Raw genomic sequence first — 20,068 nt, forward strand, 5'->3', positions numbered from 1 at the left:
AAACAACAGCGAAACGTTCAAAAACCCTTATTTTTCGCTTATTTCGCAAAATTCCACAAATCAAAGTGCGAATTTTTAGATATTATTTATACCGATGTTACAAGCGAGCCTCACATCGAACCAAACGCACATCGTTGACGTGCTTTTAAAGAAGAATCCCAAGCTTGACCGGGAGATTCTAGAGAAGGCTGTAGCTTTTATTGCAGAGGCTCACGAGGGGCAGTACCGTAAGAGCGGAATGCCCTATACCGAGCACCCCTACGAAGTGGCAAAAATCCTTGCCGACCTCAAACAGGACCAGTCGACGGTCTTGGCCGGGTTGCTCCATGACGTGGTCGAAGATACCGACCACTCCCTCGAAGAAATTGCCGAAAAATTTGGCGATGACACCGCATTCATGGTGGATGCCGTCACCAAGATTACAGCCGCTCAGGAATCGAGCAAAACTGCCCAAAAAGCGGAAACGTACCGAAAGCTGATTGTCGCCATGGCGAAAGACCCTCGGGTCATTATGATTAAAATCGCAGACCGCATCCACAACATGCGCACCATGCGGTACATGAAGCCCGAAAAACGCCAGGCGATCGCACAAGAAACTCTAGACATTTACATCCCGCTCACCCACCGTTTCGGCCTCTACAAGCTAAAAAACGAGCTAGAAGACCTAAGTTTCAAATATGTCAATCCCGACGAATACCAGAAACTGGTGGACTTGCTCATCGAGAACAAGGAATCCCGCGAGAAGTATATCCAGTCGGTGATAGGGCCTTTGCAAATCAAGATGGCACTCGAAGATTTCGACTGCACCATCCAGGGCCGAACCAAGAACATTTACAGTATCTACAACAAGATGATTAGCCGAGGGTGCCAGTTCGAAGACATCTTCGATATTTTCGCCATCCGCATCATTGTAGACACTATTCCCGAATGCTATCTGGCATTGGGCTACGTCCACAACCTGTGGACGCCCCTGCAGAGTCGCTTTAAAGACTACATCGCGACCCCGAAACCGAACCTTTACCAGAGCATTCACACCACCGTGATCGGCCCCGAAAACAAAATGGTCGAAGTCCAGATTCGAACCAAGGACATGGACCTGACCGCCGAAAAGGGATTCGCCGCGCACTGGGCCTACAAAATGGAAACCCAGCACGAAGGCGAAGAACTGGAATGGCTGAACCACATGGTAAAGCTCCAGTCCGAAATTTCGGACTCCAAGGAATACCTCGACTTTTTGAAGGTGGACTTGAAGCCCACGGGCATGACCGTATTCACGCCCAAGGGAACCTCCATCGAACTTCCGCAAGGATCAATTGTCCTCGACTTCGCTTTTGCAGTGCATACCGAGCTCGGCCTACACTGCATCGGTGCAAAAATCAACGACAAAGTGGTAAACCTCGATACAGTTGTGGAACATGGCGCCACTATCCAGGTGCTCAAGAGTCCGAACCAGGAACCGAGTCCCGAATGGCTGGATATGGTCAAAACCGTCAAGGCCAAGCAGGAACTGCGCCGCTGGATGAAAAGCAGCATCATGAAGCAGGCTCTGGACTTGGGCAAGGAAATCTGGGACCGCGAACTCAGACTCCAGAAAATCGAAAAGGACAAGCGCCCCTCCGAAGAAAGCATTTGCAAATACTTTGGCACGCCCACCATCGATGACTTTTACGAACGCATTGGCCAGGGCGAACTTCCACTCGCGGACATCCAGCGCTTTTTGAACGGTGGCGAAACCACGCAAAAGGAATCGACCGCACTCCGGTTCTTCCCCATGTTCAACAAAGACGCGAAGGCCGACCGCAAGGACGAAATGCCCCTGCAGATTGGGCAGGAAACCAGTTTGGTGGTGCATTTCGCCAAGTGCTGCAGTCCGATTCCCGGCGATCCGGTGGTTGGCGTTCTACGACCCAAGATCGGTATCGAAGTACATAATACGGACTGCCCGCAACTCAAGAACTTGCCGATGGAACAGCGCATTGCAGTGGAATGGAGCGAAGACATCAAGCATTCGTTCGAGACGCACCTCACAATCGAAACCGAGAACCGCAAGAACATTACGTTCGACGTGTTGCAGGAACTCAAGCGTGCCAACGTATTCCTCGACCGCGTGACTGCGGCAAGCCAGCACTATTCGGGCAGAATCCGACTGGTGTTCAAGGCCTTCCGTAAGGAACAAGTCGATTCCATCATCAATGCCATCAAGAGCATTCCTGGCGTAAAACAGGTGGTAAAATCATGATTTCGAAGCTCCACCACAGCGACTACACGCTCAAGAACCGCGCCTTCAACTGTCGTATGCGCAACCGCTACTACGAAGAAGTGTACTACGCGTTCAGGGCCATTTTCCCGAACGAAGTCGCCGAGCGGAGCGAAAAGAATCCGGTGGCAGACACCATCTGGTTCCAGAACCTGAGCAAAGAAATCAAGCGTTACGAAAGGCTAATCATGACCTGCCTGGAATACGCGCAGGCCGCCATCTTTTACGGCAAGGCCGAAAACAAGGCCATGTATTCCAAGGACAAGCGCTGGGGTATATTGCAAGAAGAAATCTTCTTGGTTCACTTTTTGCAAGAGCTACTATCTACCACACGCTACGTGATTGCCCGAATCGAAACCGACCAGATGCTACAGCGCTGGGCAGGCGAAATGCAGGACTTAAAGACCAAACCGGTCGCCTCGGGTTACGTGAACACCATTCAGGAAAAACTGAACGAAATGAACGCAGCCACGCTTGACGAATTCAAGGATTTGCTCAAACACGTGCTGGACCGATTCCAGATAGGAAACACGCTATTCGGGACGGTTCAAGAGCTACAGAACTTTTACTAAAGGAGAACTTAGAGCTTAGAACTTAGAACTTAGAACTCTGAACTTAGAGCTTAGATTATTCATCTAAGTTCTACCAACTAAGCTCTACCAACTAATTATGTCAGAGTACATCATCCTTTCAATCTTCCTTTTCCTGGGCGCGTTTATCGCGGCAGCGGCTACCGTTACGGGGCTTCTGCTCGGTTACCGCACCAAGAACACCAAAAACAAGATGGCGCCCTACGAATGCGGTATGGAAACCATCGGAAACGCTCGAATCCAGTTCAAGGTAGGTTACTACCTGTTCGCACTGCTGTTCCTCGTTTTCGACATCGAAGCGCTGTTCCTGTTCCCGGTCATGGCGAACTTCAAGGAGATTATGGCCGGTAACACGCCGCTGCCCCCTCAAGTCGTAGTCATTGACCTTGTGATTTTCATGGCAATCCTCGTTTCGGGCCTTGCCTACGCATGGAAGAAAGGAATCCTTAAGTGGGAATAGCCCTATGGGAATTATAAACCTAGCTCCTAAGATTTTAGATCCTATCCCGGGCGGCAAGTATGTCGTCAACGCGATAGACTACGTTGTAAACTGGGCCCGAGCAAATTCGATTTGGCCCCTCACCTACGGCACCAGCTGCTGCGCCATCGAAATGATGAGTAGCTCCATGGCCCGCTACGATATCGCCCGCTTTGGTTCCGAAGTGTTCCGCGCTTCGCCCCGCCAGGCGGATCTCTTCATTATCGCAGGAACCATTACCCGCCGTATGGCGCCCGCTCTCCAGATGCTCTGGGAACAAATGCCCGGCCCCAAGTACGTGCTCGCGATGGGCGCCTGCACCATCAGCGGTGGCCCGTTCATTTACGACAACTACGCTGTGGTGCGCGGGGCGCAGAACCTGATTCCGGTGGACGTTTTCGTTCCCGGTTGCCCGCCTCGCCCCGAAGCCCTGTTCCATGGACTTTTGACTCTGCGCGAAAAGATTTTGAAAGAAACCTGCCGTGACCCCTGGCACGAAGGCGAACCGAAGGACGTTTCGACCATGGACCGCTACCGCGAAGCCGCGAAGACCTGGGCCGCCCTTGAACGCATCAAGGACGAGGAAATGGCCGAAGCCCGCGCGAAATTCAAGGAAGAAAATCCGGATTACAAGAGCAGCTTCAAGCCCGTGCGCGTGAAAAAGGAAGACTTCCCCGAAGTCGAGCGTGTCGCCTGCAAGCGCTTTGGTTTAAGCCAGCTCGACATTTACAAGAAACTCAAGGCGAAGTTCCCGGGCATTACCGTGCACACGCACAGCGAAGACCCCATCGAAGATGTGGTGGCCGCCATGCCCGCCGACCGTCCGCTCGAAGTGATGATCAGCGTCGAAGACTACGTGGCCGCCGTAGAATACGTGAAGAACGATCCCGAGTTCAAGATGAACTACCTGATCGACGTCACGGCAATCGACTACGACGATCACTTCGACATGGTGACCATGCTCCGCAGTATCGAAAAGGGCCACAAGGTCTTCTTCTGCGTGCAAATCAAGAAGAACTTCGACATCCCCGAAGAAGAACGCCCCACAGCGCTGCTCGGAAGCGTTCCGACCATCAGCCACCTGTACCCGGGCGCCGAAGTCAAGGAACGCGAAGTCTACGACATGTTCGGCATCAACTTTGAAGGTCACCCCGACCTGCGCCGCATTTTCCTGGACAAGGACTTTGTCGGTTATCCGCTACGTAAGGACTTCACCCACCCGCAAATGATCAAGAGGCCCGTATGAGTATGACAAGACTCCCGCCGGGATTCAAGATTACCCGCGATACCAATACCGAAGAATTTTTCATCAACATGGGTCCGCAGCACCCGAGTACCCACGGAGCTCTCCGCTTGGCGCTGCGTATGGACGGCGAAACGATTGTAGAAATCGTACCGCATTTCGGCTACATCCACCGCGGCATGGAAAAGCAGGCGGAATCCATGAGCTACCTGCAGTACATCGCGATGTCCGACCGCCAGGACTACCTGACGGCCATCCAGAACAACCTGGGGGTCGTGATAGCCCTTGAAAAAGGCATGAACATCGGCGTTACCGAAAAGGCCGAATACATCCGCGTGATGCTTTCGGAGCTGGGACGTATCGCCAGCCACCTGGTGTTCTTCGGCTGCTTCGGCGGCGACTTGGGCGGCCAGACATGCTTGCTGTTCGGTTTCAAGGAACGCGAAATGATCCACGACATTCTGGAAGAAGTCACTGGATCGCGCCTGACGACCAACTTCTTTAGACCGGGTGGCAGCCGCTTTGACGTTCCCGAAAACTTTATCGACCGCGTCAAGGCATTCCTCAAGCACCTCGAAGGCGCCATGAAGGACTACGAAAGGTTCCTTTCGAAGAACATCATCGTGCTCGAACGTAGCAAGGGAATCGGCATTCTTTCCGCCGAAGACGCCATCGCTTACGGATGCTCCGGCCCGGTACTCCGCGCAAGCGGCGTCGACTTCGATGTGCGCAAGGCGAATCCCTACAGCATTTACGACCAGCTGCAATTCGACGTGCCCGTGACCTACACCGGTGACTGCTACGACCGTTACACGGTCCGCATTGCCGAAATTCACGAATCCATGCGCATTCTGTACCAGTGCATCGAAAAGTTCCCTAAAGAAGGACCGTGGCGCGCCAAGGAAAAGCCGGTGCGTCTTCCGGTCGGACGCTACTACAGCGAAATCGAAACGGCCAAAGGCCTGTACGCCACCTACGTGGTTGCAGCTACGACCGGTGAAAAGCCATACCGCATTCACACGCGTGGGCCCAGTTTCCCGCACATCGCCGCCCTCAACAAGATGGCGCAGGGCCACAAGATTTCGGACCTTGTGACCATTATGGCTACTCTTGACCCGGTGATTCCAGAGATTGACAGGTAATATATGTTTGTACCTTCTATTACACATCCTGTAGGCGACTTTATTCGCGAATGGGTTCCGAAGCTTTCGGCTTACTTGCCGGACGCTTTGCACAACGCAACCCTCGACAGCATCGCCGCCTTCTTGATTAATGCGCTCCTCTGCGTTATCGCAGTCTGCGCCGTGAATATCGGTTCTGCCCCGATCTTGATTTACATGGAACGCAAGGTCTGCGCCCACGTGCAATGCCGCTTGGGCCCCATGCGCTTGGGCTGGCACGGTACGCTTCAGACCATCGCCGACGTGATCAAGATGCTCTTCAAGGAAGTCTATTCCCCGAGCGGCGCCGACAAGCTGATGTTCTACGCGGCACCGATGATTGTGCTGATTGCCCCGTTCATTATCGCAGCGCTCATTCCGTTCGACCACAACCTGATTGTCGCTGACATCGACATGGGCATTCCGATGATTATCGCGGTAAACGGCTTTGGCGTGTTGGGCATTTTGCTTGGCGGCTGGAGCAGCAACAACAAGTATTCCTTGCTCGGTGCTCTCCGTAGCGGCGCCCAGATGATCAGCTACGAAATCTCTTTCGCGATGATTCTTTTGTTCGTCGTGATGATTTCGGGTTCCACGAGCCTCATGGATATCGCCCAGGCCCAGGACGGCACGGTGCTTGACTGGTTCATCTTCAAGATTCCGGTGCTCGGCTTTATCGCCTTCATTCTCTTCTTTATTTCGAGTACCGCCGAAATGAACCGCGCTCCCTTCGACATCGCCGAAGCGGAACAGGAATTGACCGGTGGTTACCACACGGAATACAACGGCACCCCGTTTGCCATGTTCTACCTGGCCGAATACATCGCCTTGGTCACGAACTCGGCACTTGCCGCCACCTGTTTCTTGGGCGGGTTCCATGCCCCCTGCATCGGTGTTGAAGCAATCGACACCTACCTGCAGATGGTGCCCGGAGTCGTGTGGCTCTTCGCGAAGATTTACTTTATGATTTGGTGCTACATGATGGTGCGCTGGACTTTTGTGCGCCCGCGTGTGGACCAGCTCATGGACTTTGAATGGAAATTCCTTTTGCCGGTGAACCTGGTGCTCCTCGCCGCCGGCGCCGTGTGGATGATTTTTGTAGGATAATATGCAAGAAAGACTTTCAACACGCAAGTACATCAAGCGTTACCTGAAGCGCTGCATTACGGGCCCGTGGAGCCTGATTTGCGGTCTCTCCGTTTCGCTCAAGTATTTCTTTGACCCCAGACGCATCGTGACTGAGCAGTATCCTGAAAACAGGAAGACGCTCAAGATGCACGAACGTTACCGCGGCCGCCTCGAAATGATCGAAGACGCCGAAGGCAACAACCACTGCACCGCTTGCGGCATGTGCGAACGCGCCTGCCCGAACGCCTCGATCAACGTGCTTTCGACCAAGAACATCGCCGGCAAAAAGGTGCTCGGTCGCTATGTTTACCACTTTGCGAGCTGCACCCAGTGCGGGCTCTGCGTGGAAGCCTGCCCGTTTGGCGCTATCCGCATGAGCCAGGCATTCGAAGTCGCCACGACCGACCCCGCCACGCTCGAAATGATTCTTAACAAGAAGGAGGGCCAAGGCTAATGCTTGCAACGCTTTCCAATTTAATCCCGCAAAATGTCGCCTTTCCCACTGGCGGAATGGATTTGGCATTTTACGTGGTCACCTTCATTATTCTTGTAACGGCTGTTTGCACGGTCGCGGTCAAGAACATTTTGCAAAGCGCCGTATTCCTGATTTTCAGCTTCGTCGCGACAGCGATTCTTTACCTGCTCCTGCACGCAGAATTTACTGCACTCGCCCAGGTGATGGTCTATGTGGGCGGCGTCGTGATTTTCGTGGTATTCACGATTCTACTCACAAGCCGCCTCGGCGAAGACGCTTTTTCGGTGAAGATTCCGAGAATCTTTGCCGCATTCGCGCTCTCGATTATCTTTGTGCTCGTGATGGTCAAGTGCCTGCTTCCCATCGAAGGACTTTCAAACGGCGTCGTTGCCGCTCCCGAAGGTTACGCTTCGCTCAAGGCATTCGCTCTTAGACTGCTGGGCTACGGCGAAGACGGACTCGTGATTCCGTTCGAAGTCGTGAGTATCCTTCTCCTGATGACGCTGATTTGCGCCATCACCATCGCCCGCAAAGGCAAGGAGGAAGAAGAAAAATGACCCTGATGAATTGTCTCATTCTCGCATTCCTGCTTTTCGGCATTGGCGTGTGGGGCTTAATGCGCCGTCGTCACCTGATTGGCATGCTGATTTCGATTGAACTCATGCTGAATGCAGCAAACATTAACTTTATTTCGTTTGCCTACTTTAGCGCAAGCGACTCGACCGCAGGCGCCCTGTTCAGCATCTTCGTGATTGCCGTGACCGCCTGCGAAATGGCAATCGCCCTTGCCATTATCGTGTCGATGTACCGCCGCTATAAGAGTCTGGACGTAGAACAGTTGAGGGACCTCCATGATTAACGACGTTTCCATCAGCTATTTAATCTTCTTGATGCCGCTTTTGGTATTTGTGGTCAACGGGCTCTTCCTCGGCCGCAAATCGGATAAAGCCGCCGCCACATTTGCCGTCATCGGTAACGGTATTGCCATGATTTCGGCTTTGGTTGTCGCCGTACACTATTTCGGTTCGACCTTTGCCCCGCAAAAAGCGGTTCTCTTCAACATTCCGTTCCTCAAGTTTGCAGATCACTTTGCTGCAAACATCGGGCTTTTGATTGACCCGCTTTCGGTCATGATGCTTGTGGTGGTCACGGTGATTTCGTTCCTCGTGAACATTTACAGCATCGGCTACATGAAGGGCGACCGTAGTGCTGGCCGATTCTTCTCGATTCTTTCTCTGTTCAGCTTCAGCATGCTCGGACTCGTTGCCGCCACGAACCTTTTCCAGATGTTCATCTTCTGGGAACTGGTGGGTGTATCCAGCTACCTGCTTATCGGTTTCTGGTACCACAAGCCCTCGGCCGTGAGCGCTTCGAAGCAGGCGTTCATTCTCACCCGCTTTGCAGACAGTTTCTTCTTGCTCGGCATCGTGATCGTGAGCTATGTGGTGCAGAGTTTCGACTTTTTTGCCCTCAATGGCCTTACCTTGAGCGTTTTCAAGGAACAGACGATTAACCTCGGCCTGATGGTGGTCAGCAAGGCAGACGCGCTCATCATCGGTTCTATCCTTATCTTTACGGGTGGTTGGGGCAAGTCGGCCATGTTCCCCATGCATATCTGGCTTCCGAACGCCATGGAAGGTCCGACTCCGGTGTCTTCGATCATCCACAGTGCCACCATGGTGGTCGCTGGCGTTTACCTGGTCGCAAGACTCTTCCCGTTCTTCGCCATCTGTGGCAATTCGCTCACGCTCATTATGTGGGTGGGTGCATTCACCATGATTTTTGCCGCAGTCATCGCCTGCACGCAAAAAGACATCAAGCGCATTCTCGCCTACTCCACGCTTTCACAGCTAGGCTACATGATGTTTGCGCTTGGCGCCTGCAAGATTGGCGACGCCGTCATTACCACCGGCTGGACAGCGTCTACCTTCCACATCTTTACGCATGCCTTCTTCAAGTGCGCCTTGTTCTTGATTGCAGGTAGCCTGATTCACCAGGTGCATACGAATGATTTGGACGCCATGGGCGGACTCCGCAAGAAAATGCCGCTCACCTACTGGTGCAGCCTTATTTGCGTGCTTGCCATTGCAGGCATTCCGCCGTTCTCCGGATTCTTCTCAAAGGACGAAATCATTTTGGCGGCCTTCCAAGGTCACCATTACGTGGTATTCGGCTTGGCCATTCTCACCAGCGGCCTTACCACATTCTACATGTTCCGCCTGTTCTTCTTGGCCTTCCATGGCGCTCCGCGCTGCAAGTCCGTTGCCGAAGGCCATGTGCACGAAGACTTCTTCATGACTCTTCCGATTGTGATTCTTGCCGTGCCCGCCCTGTTGAGCGGCCTCCTCAGCAAGAACCTCTTCGAGCAGTACTTTGTGCCGGGTAGGCTCCGCGTGCCGCAGCTCGTGATGCTCCCCCATGCCGAATGGATTCCGTATGTGGCTGTCGCCGTTGCCGCCGTCGCCCTTTTGATAGCATGGTTCTTCTATGCAAGCCCGAGGGCAAAAATCGGACGCGCCCTCGACGCCACCAACCGAAGCGGGCTCTACAAGGTTATCTACCACAAGTTCTACTTTGACGAAATGTACTACGCCGTGGTTCGCCAGTTCGTGATTGGCGGTATTGCCCGCGTAGCACGCTTTATTCAAGACTACATTATCGAAGGAATCCTCGCGTTTGTCGTGTGGTTCACACACAAGCTCGGCGATCTCGTGCGCTACGCACAGGGCGGAAACCTGAGTTTTTACCTGGGCACGCTTATTGTTGGCGTAATCCTGTGGCGTTTCTTGGGGCAGCTTCCTATTTAAGCAGGTTTGACTATGGATACTTTGCTTTTTAACCTTATCTGGATCATACCACTTTTCACGGTCCTAGTCTGCGCACCGATTTCTTCGCAAAAGGAATCCCTGCTTAAGACAATTCATGCCGTTTCGGGCACCTTTGTGTTGCTGCTTGTCGGCTACCTTACCTACAGGCTCTACACGCTTGGCATTGACACAGCCGCCAAGGAATCAGCCCCGCTTTTACTCCATTACTACATGGACATCCCGTGGTTGCATGCCTTGAACGCCCATTACGCCGTCGGCGCCGATGGGCTCAACATGTTCCTGCTGTTCCTTACCGCAGTCATCGTCTGGGGCGGTATCCTGGTCAGCTGGAACATCAAGGGAAACCAGAAGGTGTTCTTCGCGCTCATCCAGCTGCTCGCTACAAGCGTTTACGGCGTGTTCATGAGCATGGACTTGGTGCTGTTCTTCGTGTTCTACGAAATGGAAGCGCTCTGCATGTACCTGATGATTGCTGGCTACGGTTCCGGACGCAAGGACTACGGCGGTAAAAAACTGACGCTAACGCTCGCCTTCGGTTCTTCCATGATTTTGGCAACGCTGTTCGGACTTTATTTCGAAAGTGGAATCAACAGCTTTAGCCTTGTGGAACTTTCCAAGGTCACGCTCCCGATGGATTACCAGATGTGGGCTTTCCCGCTCATGTTCATGGGTTTCGCCGTTTCGAGTTCCCTGTTCCCGTTCCATTTCTGGAGCCCTGATGGTCACTCGGCGGCACCGACCGCCGTTTCGATGCTGGCTGCCGGCGTGATGATGAAGATGGGCGCTTACGGTTGCTTGCGCGTCGCCATGTTCCTGATGCCGGAAGCGGCCAAGATTTGGCTCCCGTACGTGGTGGCACTCTTGATCTTTAACGTAGTGCTTGGTCCCTTCATCGCACTTCGCCACAAAGACCTCAAGTACATTACGGCTTACAGTTCCATTAGTCACTTGGGTCTTATCTTCTTAGGACTTGCCGCCATGACTCCGGTGGGTCTTCGCGGAGCAAGCCTCCAGATGATTTCTCACGGATTCTTGACGGGACTCTTCTTCGCAACGATTGGTATGATTTACGAACGCACGCACACCCGCGACATTACCGAAATGGGCGGCATCATGCGCAAGCTCCCGTTCCTCGGCGTAGGCTTTGTGATTGCAGGCTTTGCGGGTCTTGGGCTCCCAGGCTTTAGCGGATTCATTGCCGAAAGCAACATCTTTATCGGAGCTTTCCAGCAAGATTCTACGCTTACCCGCATTGTGACCGTGCTCGCCATCCTTTCGATTACGACGACTGCCGTTTACATTTTGCAAACGGCAAACCGCATGTTGCACGGCAATATGCCGGCCAAGTACGAAACACTTACCGACGCCTGTTTCCGCGAAAAACTCGTAGTGGTTGTTCTTGTGGCGTGTTTACTTTTGATTGGCGTTTTCCCCGGATGGATTGCAGACATGCTTGACCAAAGCATCGCCCCCATCTTCACCAAGATAGGTTTATAATGTTCAGCATTCCCAATTTCGTCATTCCCGATTTACTGCTTCTGCTTTTCCCGTTTATCGTGATCGGGAGCAGACTGTTCTGTACTGACCGCTCCAAGGTTCCTTGGAGAATCGGAAACATCGGATTCATTCTGATTTTCATCTTGTTGAACCTGATTCCGCTTACAGGCGGAGCAGGCAGGTTCTTTATCACGAACTGGCATATCGACACCTTTGGCGTTTTAATGCGCGAGGTTTTGATGGTGTCCGCTATTCTCGGCATTTGGCTTGCAAAAGACTACTTTGACCACAGTGGCGACGGTAAGCCCGCCATGCACCAGATTGCCGAATTTATCGGCACGGTTGCATTCGCCACCTTCGGCGGATTCACGGTGGTTTCGGCCTGCGACATGCTCACATTCTTCCTGGGCCTCGAAATCGCGACCATTCCGATGTACGCTCTTGCAGCCTGGAACAAGCGCGACCAATACGGTTCTGAAGCAGCGACCAAGTACATTCTGATGGGTTCTGTCGCGACCGCGTTCGAACTGTTCGGATTCAGCTACCTTTACGGTTTTGCGGGTTCGATTCACTTTGAAGCCATTCAGCAAGCCGTCGCCGCAGGCACCTCTCCCCTGCTGTGGATTGCGGTGCTATTCCTGTTTGCAGGTATTGGCTTTAAACTGACTTTGTTCCCGTTCTACACCTGGGCTCCGGACGTTTACGAAGGTGCTCCGACTCCGGTAACAGCCATTCTCTCGGTCACATCGAAGGCAACCGCAATTGCATTCCTCGTGATGCTCGTTTACGGCCCGCTCGCCCCGATTCAGGAACAAATCGCCCCCTTTATCGCCCTCCTTGCCGGCACCACGCTCTTTGTCGGTAACCTCGGCGCCCTCAAGCAGAGCAGACTCCGCCGCTTTATGGCTTACAGTTCGATTGCTCAGGCCGGCTACATCATGGTAGCACTCCTTGGCCCGGCTGCCACCGCAAAGACAGCTATCATTTACTACCTGTTCGTATACGCGGTTTCGAACTACCTCGCCTTCTTTATCTTCGGCATTATCGGGCATCACCGCGAAGAGACATTCAATTCTCTGCGTGGGCTTTCCAAGCAGAAGCCGATGCTTGCAATCGCCCTTGCTGTCGCCATGTTCAGCTTGGCTGGCATTCCGCCGCTTGCCGGTTTCTTCGGAAAGTTCCACTTGTTCTTCAGCGGAGCTTCTACCGGGCATTACGGCATCGTGACGTTTGCAGTCCTCAACAACGTACTTGCGCTGTATTACTACTTGCAGCTGATCAAGAGCGCATGGATTGACGAGACCGACGACCACCTAAATCCATTGCGCATGACCAAGCGCCAGCGCGGTGTGATTTGGCTCTTGACTGTTGCAGTGATTGTGCTCGGGGTGCTGCCATTCCTCAGCGACAACATCTTCGCCGGCTTTACGTTTTAAAAGAATAAAATAAAGACCGCTCGCAATCTTTTGCAGCCCCGACACCATTCGGGGCTTTTTTGTTGGTGTTCATTTTGTGTACATATTTTGGCGGGAACGTTCGTTTTGTGGCCACTAGAATTTTTAATTTTATACTCGTAAAAATTTAACCCCAATTCATGGAATTGACTATGAGCATTAAAGAATACCTCGCCGGCGCCAAACAGGCCGGTTCCGTCCAGAAGCTGATGACCCCGGGCCTCGCCGTGGAATTTATCCAGCCCTGGTACACCCCGCTTTCTACGACCCCTTCTACCACGGGTATTGCTGTCGGCGGTATCGGCTCGACATTTACCGCAACGCCTGCAGGCACCACACCCGTGATGAACGTGATGCCTGGCGTGCAGGTCCGCACCGAAAAGCCCGCTGACCTCCGCTTCAACAACTTCTTCTTCCGCGAATCCGTCATCGACGCGAAGGCCGCTCTCGAAATTGTCGACTTCGCTGGCTTTACGCAGATGCTCGCCAAGTACCCGCTCGTAGACGCAAAGGGTGAAGCCCTCTTTACCGCCGCAGAACTTGCAAACCAGAAGAAGGCCGAGGCCAAGCTCAACAAGGCCATCGCCGAGAAGGACTTTTTCAAGAACAACAAGGCAGACTTTGAACGCTGGCACATCGAATGGAGCGACCGTACCGCGGCCCTTTTGAATAAGGCCGGTGCCGAACTCAACCGCAGCGCCGTCATCGATTTCTTCAACGGTGTCGTGGGCGAAAAGGCCGTGCGTCAGGGCGCCCTCACCGCCGCCTGGGCAAACGACTCTGAATTCCTGGGCCAGGCCGGTTACGATGCCGCCAAGATGAAGTACACCGCTCTCTATCCGGTGAGCGAAACTGTTTACGAAGGCAAGGGTGTCGCTATCACCAAGACCCAGTCCAGCTACGTGACTCCGGGTGACGAACGCCTCTCCAGCCTCCCCGTGAACGCGACCGTGTTCACTCTCGAAAATACCACCAAGGAAACCCGCGAAGTCACCATCGTGCAGGTGCAGGACTGCATTGCCGGTTACATGGCCAAGAAGGACCGCCAGGGCGTTCAGGACTCGAGCTTTGTGCTCGTACCCGCCGCACGTTTCCCGAAGGGCGTGAAATTCAGCAAGCAGGCCAAGGACGGTCGCGAAGTCCGCGGTCTCGAATTCTACAACGAAAAGCCGCTCGCCGAAAGCGACTTCAACGGCTGCATGGGCGTGTCCGTCGCCTGGAACAAGAAGGATAACCTGAACGTTTCCGTGAAGCCGATGTTCTACCAGGATGACGCCGCCTCTGTTTTGAAGGGCGCTCTCCGCAGCGGCCGCGTTTGCGAAGCCTGGGTCAAGAACGTTTACAGCGGTCGCGAGACGATGGCCGGTGCCGTCGCCGTTACCGCGGTTCTCAAGCCGAAGCAGAAAGTCAGCTTCCAGTTCAACCTGGTGCTCGACTTCCCCGAAATCAAGCTGAACAAGCTTACTTCCGCCAAGAAGTACACCGTTTTCTTCCCCGAAGCTTATGGCCGCGTGGGCGCCATTCTCGAAGAAGCCCTCGCCGCCGACAAGAACTTGGACGCTCGCCTCAAGGCATTCGAAGCGCTCGTCCCGAAGAAGGCTGTCGCCAAGCTCTACAAGACTGCCGCCAAGCAGGACGAATTCAAGAGCCTCGCCCTCAACACCCTCAGCTTCCTCGCCGAAGCCACCGTGTGGGACAAGGACGACCGTTTCCTGGTTCGCGAATGCGCAGACTATCCGTTCTTCAACTCTCTCGACGTTTACTTCTACGGTAGCTTCAGCCTGATGGCCCTGATGCCGCGCCTCGACGGTGTGGTCATGAAGCGCTTCGGTGATGCGATTCTCGCCGTGAACAACAATCGTCGCCGTCACCACGAATACGTGAACCACCCGTTTGCAGACCTCCCCGACCCGAAACTCGAAGGCCCGCGCGCTGTTCGTGGCGCCGTGATTCACGACCTCGGAAGCCCCTTCGACGCCGAACCCGATGCCTACGACTGGCATAACGTGAAAGAATGGAAGGATCTTGCTCCGAAGTATGTTTTGATGGTTCTCCGCCACTACGTGAAGACGCAGGACATCGAAAACCTGAAGGATTGCAAGGAAGCTGTTTACGCCGCCATGCAGTACCTTGAAAAGATGGTGAACGAGGGCGAAAACTTCCCGCTCACCCACGGTACCGACGACACCTTCGACAACCTCTCCAGCCACGGCATTTCCGTGTACTGCGGTAGCCTCTGGATTGCAGGCCTCCGCGCTGCGGCAAAGATTGCCGAAATTCTCGGCGATAAGCAGCAGGCCGACACCTGGAACGCCAAGGCCGATGCCGCCAACAAGGAATTCGACGAAGCCTTGTGGGACGAAGCTGAAGGCTACTACCACTTCTTCGTGACTCCGATGGAAGCGAAGGATGTGGTTGCAGACAAGCTCCCGCAGCTTGCCGACGCCATCAAGGAAACGCTCACCATCGACGGTAGCGACGTGAAGGCAGCCCTCAAGACCATCAACGAATGGCTGAACTCCGGCGCAATCCCGAGCGACGTGGAGCTTTCCAAGAACGAACTCCGCGGCCTCAAGAAGGCATGGCTCACCGCCCAGTGCAAGGACGCATTCACCGCCAGCTGGAACGCAAAGATTGCCAACGACTGCGACGACGTATTCGCCGACACGATGCTCGCCGACACGTACCTGCGCCTGCTCGGCCTCAAGCCCATCAGCGACGAGAAGAAGGCGAAGGCCAACCTGCTCCGCGTCTACAACACGAACTACAAGGCCAACAGCCCGCTCATCGGTGCCGCAAACCTTGTGCGCAAGGACGGCAGCCCGCTCGACGAATTCAACTTCCAGGCTCACGACGTGTGGATCGGCATCCAGTACAGCATTATGTGCGCCATGATGCACCACGGCCTCGAAAAGCAGGCTGCTGACATGGGTGACTCCATGATCCGCAACCTCTACGAAGAAGCCCGCATTCCGTTCGCCGCACCGGAAGGATTCAACGGTTCTTGCCGCCTGCACCCGGAAGCGCTCGTGAAGGCATTCGGCCTCAGCGCCACCGCCGCCGAGAAGATGCATAAGGAGCTCCTGAAGAAGGGCGCCCTGCTTGCAGACTCCCGCATCAGCCCGAAGCTCCCCCGCAACCTGCCCGCCTTTACGAAGGCATTCGGCAGCATCGCGAAGGCCAACAAGGTTGAAGCAAGCGCGCTGTTCATGCTGCTCCACAGCACGGCACTCAAGTACACCGCCGGCAAGTACTTCCGCCCCGGCATGGTGTTCGCTTTGCTTTATTAAGATTGCATTCGCAATACTAATAAGCTCCGTTTTTTCGGATATAAGAAAAACAGGCGCTCCGCTGGAGCGCCTGTTTTTCGTGAGTAACAAGGAGTAATTACCCTTTCCAATTAGGGTCAACTTCGTACATAATCTCATTGACCCAGTACACAACATCTTTGAACTTGACGTATCGGGCCGCCGCATTTTCCGGTTCGATCAGGAATTCGATTTTATCAAAGTTGCAAATGCACTTGGTTACACTGGTTGCATCGTAATAGTCAAGTATCAACGTATCACCGACCATCTTTTGAGAAACCTTCGCGTCTATTCCGCAATAGTCCATCACATTTTCCAAGGTCAAGACTGTCATACCGTTCATGTAAGTAATCTGCCTTGCTTCGGGAAGGTCAGAGACTGCACTTTTTGTAACAGGCTTTACGGCAAGGTCATTATCCATGCATTTGCCTCGCGCATAGCCGTTCAATTCCAATTCCGTCGGAGTCGATTCAGGAACACTATCCTGCGCGGCAGGAATAGAATCCCGCGGTTCCTGTTCATCAGGTGGAAACGCCTTAATAATTTCCATTCTGTTGCCATAATCTCCATCGATAACGGCAACTAACAGCTTGGCATTGATAAATGCAGGGTCCGCCTTCACCTTAAAAATCAGTCGGGAATCACACATGCAATCCGGTTCGGCATTGACGGTATCAAGCGCCGCTTGTTGCATATAAAGAGTATCACCGGAAGCCGAAAGGTAAATATTTCCGACAACAGGTTTCCTTATGATACTCACCGTTCCGCTGATAGACCTACAATTCATCGACACGTTCTCGACAACGACCGTTGCCGAATCGTCTCCGTCTTCATAACCCAAATAGGCTACAGGAGGCAAGGCCGCATCCATCATAGGATCAACCTTTTTATCGCGGCACGTTCCAAAGATATCGTTAATCTGCTGTACGGTTTCTTCTTGTGAAGAAGACGAAAGATCAATACAACAAGTCTGGCTCGACATGTGAATATCAAAGCTCGAAGACGACGACACCGAAGACGAACTCTGTTCCTCGCTGGACGAAGAAACCGTCACCTTGCAGCAGGTCGTATCAGGAGGAAGTTCGCTAGAAGACGACTCCTCCACCGTGGAACTGTTTCCGCCAGTAACAGGCTCGGGCGCTGTCGACGACGAATCGTCGCCGCAGGCAAGTAAGCCAAACGAAAGTGTCATCGCAGCCGCAACAGAGACAACTGTTGCAAAAATCGAATTCTTTTTCATGATTTCCTCCTTTAATTAATTTCCTAACGGAATCGCCCTTTGATTATCAAAGACTGCAGAATCTAAGCCAGGGTAGAACTGGTCCATTTTGAATCCGGCATCCGCCACGCAGAAACAGCCATAATCCAAGCCCTTGCTCCGACTAAAGGCTGCATACAGCGTACTCCCATCAAGGCCTACTATTGCGCCAGATTCGTTGACATCATTCAAGAATGATGTCCGTTGTTCTTCGTCGCAAGGAACATCGAATTGGACATTTTCAAACAGAATCACTTCTGAATTTCCATCCATGTAGAAGCGTGCCGAAGCAGGTTCGATTTCGGGGTCGACAACGGGAATATCGTTTTTATTATAAAGTGAATAATCCTTGCACTGCAAACTGAAATCCTCTGTATGGACACGAAGATTATGGTATTCAGGCAAAGATACATCAGAATCGCTTGCAGATGATTCCGGCTCCGGTTGCGGATCCGAGCCATTGCTTCCCTTAGAGTCGTCGCTGCTATTCGGCTCAGCATTTAGACTGGATGAACTGCCAACCGGAACAAAAGGCTGAGTGTCCGTTCTTTTTTCACTCGACGAACTGGATTCTTCCAGCGGGACATCCGGAAGATTTCCTTTGTCTTCGGACGAACTGGATACCGCAATGGTATCAACATCGTTGGACGAACTGCTTACCTCGGCAATGGAATTGGGATCGATGGTTCCGCCCGCCAAAGAACCGCCCGCGGAATCGTCGGAGCAGGCCGCCATAAAAGCAATCGAAAATGCCGTTACAGAAAAAACAAACTTCTTAAGCATGGCGCACCTCTTTAATTTTGTCCGTTACCGGGAAAAACTGGAAATTGATTCTACAAACCTGATCTTGGTCGTTGTATTCGTTCGCAATCGCAAGTACCTTTCTGCAGCAGGCGTCCAGTTCTTTGGCAATCCGTTCGCTTGCCTCTTGATTCACGCTGAGCGTGACGCCCGTAAAATAGCGTTCATTCGGTGCATAGCGGTCCACAGCGCGGGCGGCCATATTCGCCATCTCTTTGTGCATGGCCCGTATTGCTATGGGCAAAGCCTCTTTCGAACCAATGACCGTCTGTTCCGTCTGCGAATAGACCTTTTCGCCATCCTTCTTCAGGAACCCGGCCTTCACCAAGAAATTCAACACGTCGCGCACTTCCTCGGCAGACACATGTTCCTTGCACGCATCGGCCAAATCGCGGGGAGAGGCCCCCGGCATCATCGGGGCGAGTTCACGAAGCACTGGATACTTCCAGGATTCATAATACTGGAAGGCTTCGCCATCGACCACGCGCACCTTGTGTTCCAGCGCAATCCTCTGCATTTCAAGGAGGGCCGCCTTTTTGGCTTCGTCCTTGTCGGCATTGCAGAACAGGACCATTTCGCGGAAGTAATCCGCCTCGTAGCCGCTAAGCCCCATGGCCTTCGCCACGTCGTCTATTTTGACCTTGCTGAGTTTGCTTTGGCCCATGCACACAAGCTTCAAGAAGTTCGGCGAGGTAAATCCGGCACTTTTGCAGAACTCGCGCCACGAGAACGCACCCAGGCGTTTGCGTTCATCGTAGTAATCCTGCATAAAGAGGTGATAGTCTTTGTATTCAAGTACCGATTTCATACTAAGGAATATATATTTCGCTCAGGTTTCAGTCAATACATTCATTATACAAAATTATAGAATTTTATTTAAAAATCACAAATACAAACACATTTTATCAAATACAACCATCCAAATTATACAAAGTGTATAATACATCCCCAAAACCGTATAATACGTTTTCAATCATTTTAAAAGAAACAATCTTTAAAAAATCGCACAAAATTTGTATATTGTTCGTTACAAATTAACATTTGGGAATTTATAAAGGAGAGAACAGGATGAAAAAAGCGTTCTTAGGCGCATCCATGATTTCCATGGCCATTTTGAGCGGTTGCGGCGATTCCGATTCCGGATCCGCAACCTCTTCTGCACCGATGCCCGATGGCGTCGTGAAGACCATTGCCGAATTGGGAAAATGCAGCTCTTCTACAAAGGGCGACGTCATGCAAGTGCTCGCCGACGGCAGCTTCTACCGTTGCGAAGACGGCGAATGGGTCTCCCTCGGCTGGGAAAAGGAAATCACGAAATCCTCCAGCAGTACTTCTACCAAGGATGTAAGCTCCAGCTCGAAAAAGCCAATCTTCGATGAAGACGATGTCATCGAAACGCCCAAGAGTTCTTCTTCCAAAGTTGTCGAATCCAGCTCCAGCGAAGAAGAAATTGAAAGCTCTTCCTCCGAAGACGAAGAACTCTCCAGCTCCAGCGAAGAAGAAATCGAAAGCTCCTCTTCCGAAGATGAAGAAATCTCCAGCTCCAGCGAAGAAGAAATTGAAAGCTCTTCCTCCGAAGACGAAGAACTCT

The 20,068-nt window shown here is 52.8% G+C and carries 16 protein-coding genes and 1 pseudogene; 14 read left to right on the top strand and 3 right to left on the bottom strand.

Annotation, left to right across the window (positions count from 1 at the left end; translation table 11 throughout):
* Nucleotides 1–94: 94 nt before the first annotated feature.
* The 13 genes from B7988_RS08210 to B7988_RS08270 all read left to right on the top strand — a co-directional run bounded on the left by B7988_RS08210 (nucleotide 95) and on the right by B7988_RS08270 (nucleotide 16,400).
* Nucleotides 95–2,239: a bifunctional (p)ppGpp synthetase/guanosine-3',5'-bis(diphosphate) 3'-pyrophosphohydrolase gene (locus B7988_RS08210; RefSeq protein ID WP_083564432.1), complete on the top strand. Its 2,145-nt coding sequence runs from the start codon at nucleotides 95–97 to the stop codon at nucleotides 2,237–2,239.
* Nucleotides 2,236–2,829 carry a hypothetical protein gene (locus B7988_RS08215; RefSeq protein ID WP_073320066.1) on the top strand — a complete coding sequence of 198 codons (594 nt, stop codon included), beginning with the start codon at nucleotides 2,236–2,238 and terminating at the stop codon, nucleotides 2,827–2,829. Before B7988_RS08210 ends, B7988_RS08215 begins: the two co-directional genes overlap by 4 nt.
* A 97-nt stretch (nucleotides 2,830–2,926) precedes the next feature.
* Nucleotides 2,927–3,307: an NADH-quinone oxidoreductase subunit A gene (ndhC, locus tag B7988_RS08220; RefSeq protein WP_072978267.1), complete on the top strand. Its 381-nt coding sequence runs from the start codon at nucleotides 2,927–2,929 to the stop codon at nucleotides 3,305–3,307.
* 4 nt (nucleotides 3,308–3,311) lie between these two features.
* On the top strand, nucleotides 3,312–4,571 hold the full coding sequence (gene nuoB / locus B7988_RS08225; RefSeq protein WP_088657531.1) for an NADH-quinone oxidoreductase subunit NuoB: 1,260 nt from the start codon (nucleotides 3,312–3,314) through the stop codon (nucleotides 4,569–4,571).
* Complete coding sequence (locus B7988_RS08230; protein ID WP_083564431.1) at nucleotides 4,568–5,710, top strand: NADH-quinone oxidoreductase subunit D; 1,143 nt, start codon at nucleotides 4,568–4,570, stop codon at nucleotides 5,708–5,710. Before nuoB ends, B7988_RS08230 begins: the two co-directional genes overlap by 4 nt.
* Before the next feature lie 3 nt (nucleotides 5,711–5,713).
* Nucleotides 5,714–6,835: a complex I subunit 1 family protein gene (locus B7988_RS08235; protein ID WP_088657532.1), complete on the top strand. Its 1,122-nt coding sequence runs from the start codon at nucleotides 5,714–5,716 to the stop codon at nucleotides 6,833–6,835.
* Nucleotide 6,836: 1 nt separating this feature from the next.
* Nucleotides 6,837–7,310 carry a 4Fe-4S binding protein gene (locus B7988_RS08240; RefSeq protein WP_073320050.1) on the top strand — a complete coding sequence of 158 codons (474 nt, stop codon included), beginning with the start codon at nucleotides 6,837–6,839 and terminating at the stop codon, nucleotides 7,308–7,310.
* A 56-nt stretch (nucleotides 7,311–7,366) separates the two neighbouring features.
* On the top strand, nucleotides 7,367–7,888 hold the full coding sequence (locus tag B7988_RS08245) for an NADH-quinone oxidoreductase subunit J (RefSeq protein WP_249268918.1): 522 nt from the start codon (nucleotides 7,367–7,369) through the stop codon (nucleotides 7,886–7,888).
* A complete protein-coding gene (gene nuoK, locus B7988_RS08250) occupies nucleotides 7,885–8,190 on the top strand; it encodes an NADH-quinone oxidoreductase subunit NuoK (protein ID WP_072978262.1) in 306 nt (101 codons plus the stop codon). The genes B7988_RS08245 and nuoK overlap by 4 nt, the downstream gene beginning before the upstream one ends.
* Nucleotides 8,183–10,138 carry an NADH-quinone oxidoreductase subunit L gene (gene nuoL / locus B7988_RS08255; RefSeq protein ID WP_088657534.1) on the top strand — a complete coding sequence of 652 codons (1,956 nt, stop codon included), beginning with the start codon at nucleotides 8,183–8,185 and terminating at the stop codon, nucleotides 10,136–10,138. Before nuoK ends, nuoL begins: the two co-directional genes overlap by 8 nt.
* Nucleotides 10,139–10,150: 12 nt before the next feature.
* A complete protein-coding gene (locus tag B7988_RS08260) occupies nucleotides 10,151–11,656 on the top strand; it encodes an NADH-quinone oxidoreductase subunit M (RefSeq protein WP_073320041.1) in 1,506 nt (501 codons plus the stop codon).
* On the top strand, nucleotides 11,656–13,092 hold the full coding sequence (locus B7988_RS08265) for an NADH-quinone oxidoreductase subunit N (protein ID WP_088657535.1): 1,437 nt from the start codon (nucleotides 11,656–11,658) through the stop codon (nucleotides 13,090–13,092). Before B7988_RS08260 ends, B7988_RS08265 begins: the two co-directional genes overlap by 1 nt.
* Before the next feature lie 170 nt (nucleotides 13,093–13,262).
* Entirely contained in the window at nucleotides 13,263–16,400 is a 3,138-nt protein-coding gene (locus B7988_RS08270) for a GH116 family glycosyl hydrolase (RefSeq protein ID WP_088657545.1), read from the top strand.
* 97 nt (nucleotides 16,401–16,497) lie between these two features.
* Here B7988_RS08270 and B7988_RS08275 read toward each other — a convergent pair whose 3' ends face one another.
* Genes B7988_RS08275 through B7988_RS08285 form a run of 3 tightly spaced genes read right to left on the bottom strand, consistent with a single transcriptional unit; the run spans nucleotide 16,498 to nucleotide 19,285 of the window.
* Entirely contained in the window at nucleotides 16,498–17,658 is a 1,161-nt protein-coding gene (locus B7988_RS08275) for a hypothetical protein (RefSeq protein ID WP_088657536.1), read from the bottom strand.
* A 15-nt stretch (nucleotides 17,659–17,673) separates the two neighbouring features.
* A complete protein-coding gene (locus B7988_RS08280; RefSeq protein WP_088657537.1) occupies nucleotides 17,674–18,459 on the bottom strand; it encodes a hypothetical protein in 786 nt (261 codons plus the stop codon).
* Complete coding sequence (locus B7988_RS08285; RefSeq protein WP_088657538.1) at nucleotides 18,452–19,285, bottom strand: TIGR02147 family protein; 834 nt, start codon at nucleotides 19,283–19,285, stop codon at nucleotides 18,452–18,454. Before B7988_RS08285 ends, B7988_RS08280 begins: the two co-directional genes overlap by 8 nt.
* Before the next feature lie 260 nt (nucleotides 19,286–19,545).
* On the opposite strand from B7988_RS08285, the pseudogene B7988_RS08290 reads away from it, so the two are divergent.
* Nucleotides 19,546–20,068 (top strand): annotated as a pseudogene (locus B7988_RS08290) (hypothetical protein); the annotation flags it as partial.

It is taken from the genome of Fibrobacter sp. UWB1, assembly GCF_002210325.1.
Taxonomy (GTDB): Bacteria; Fibrobacterota; Fibrobacteria; order Fibrobacterales; family Fibrobacteraceae; genus Fibrobacter.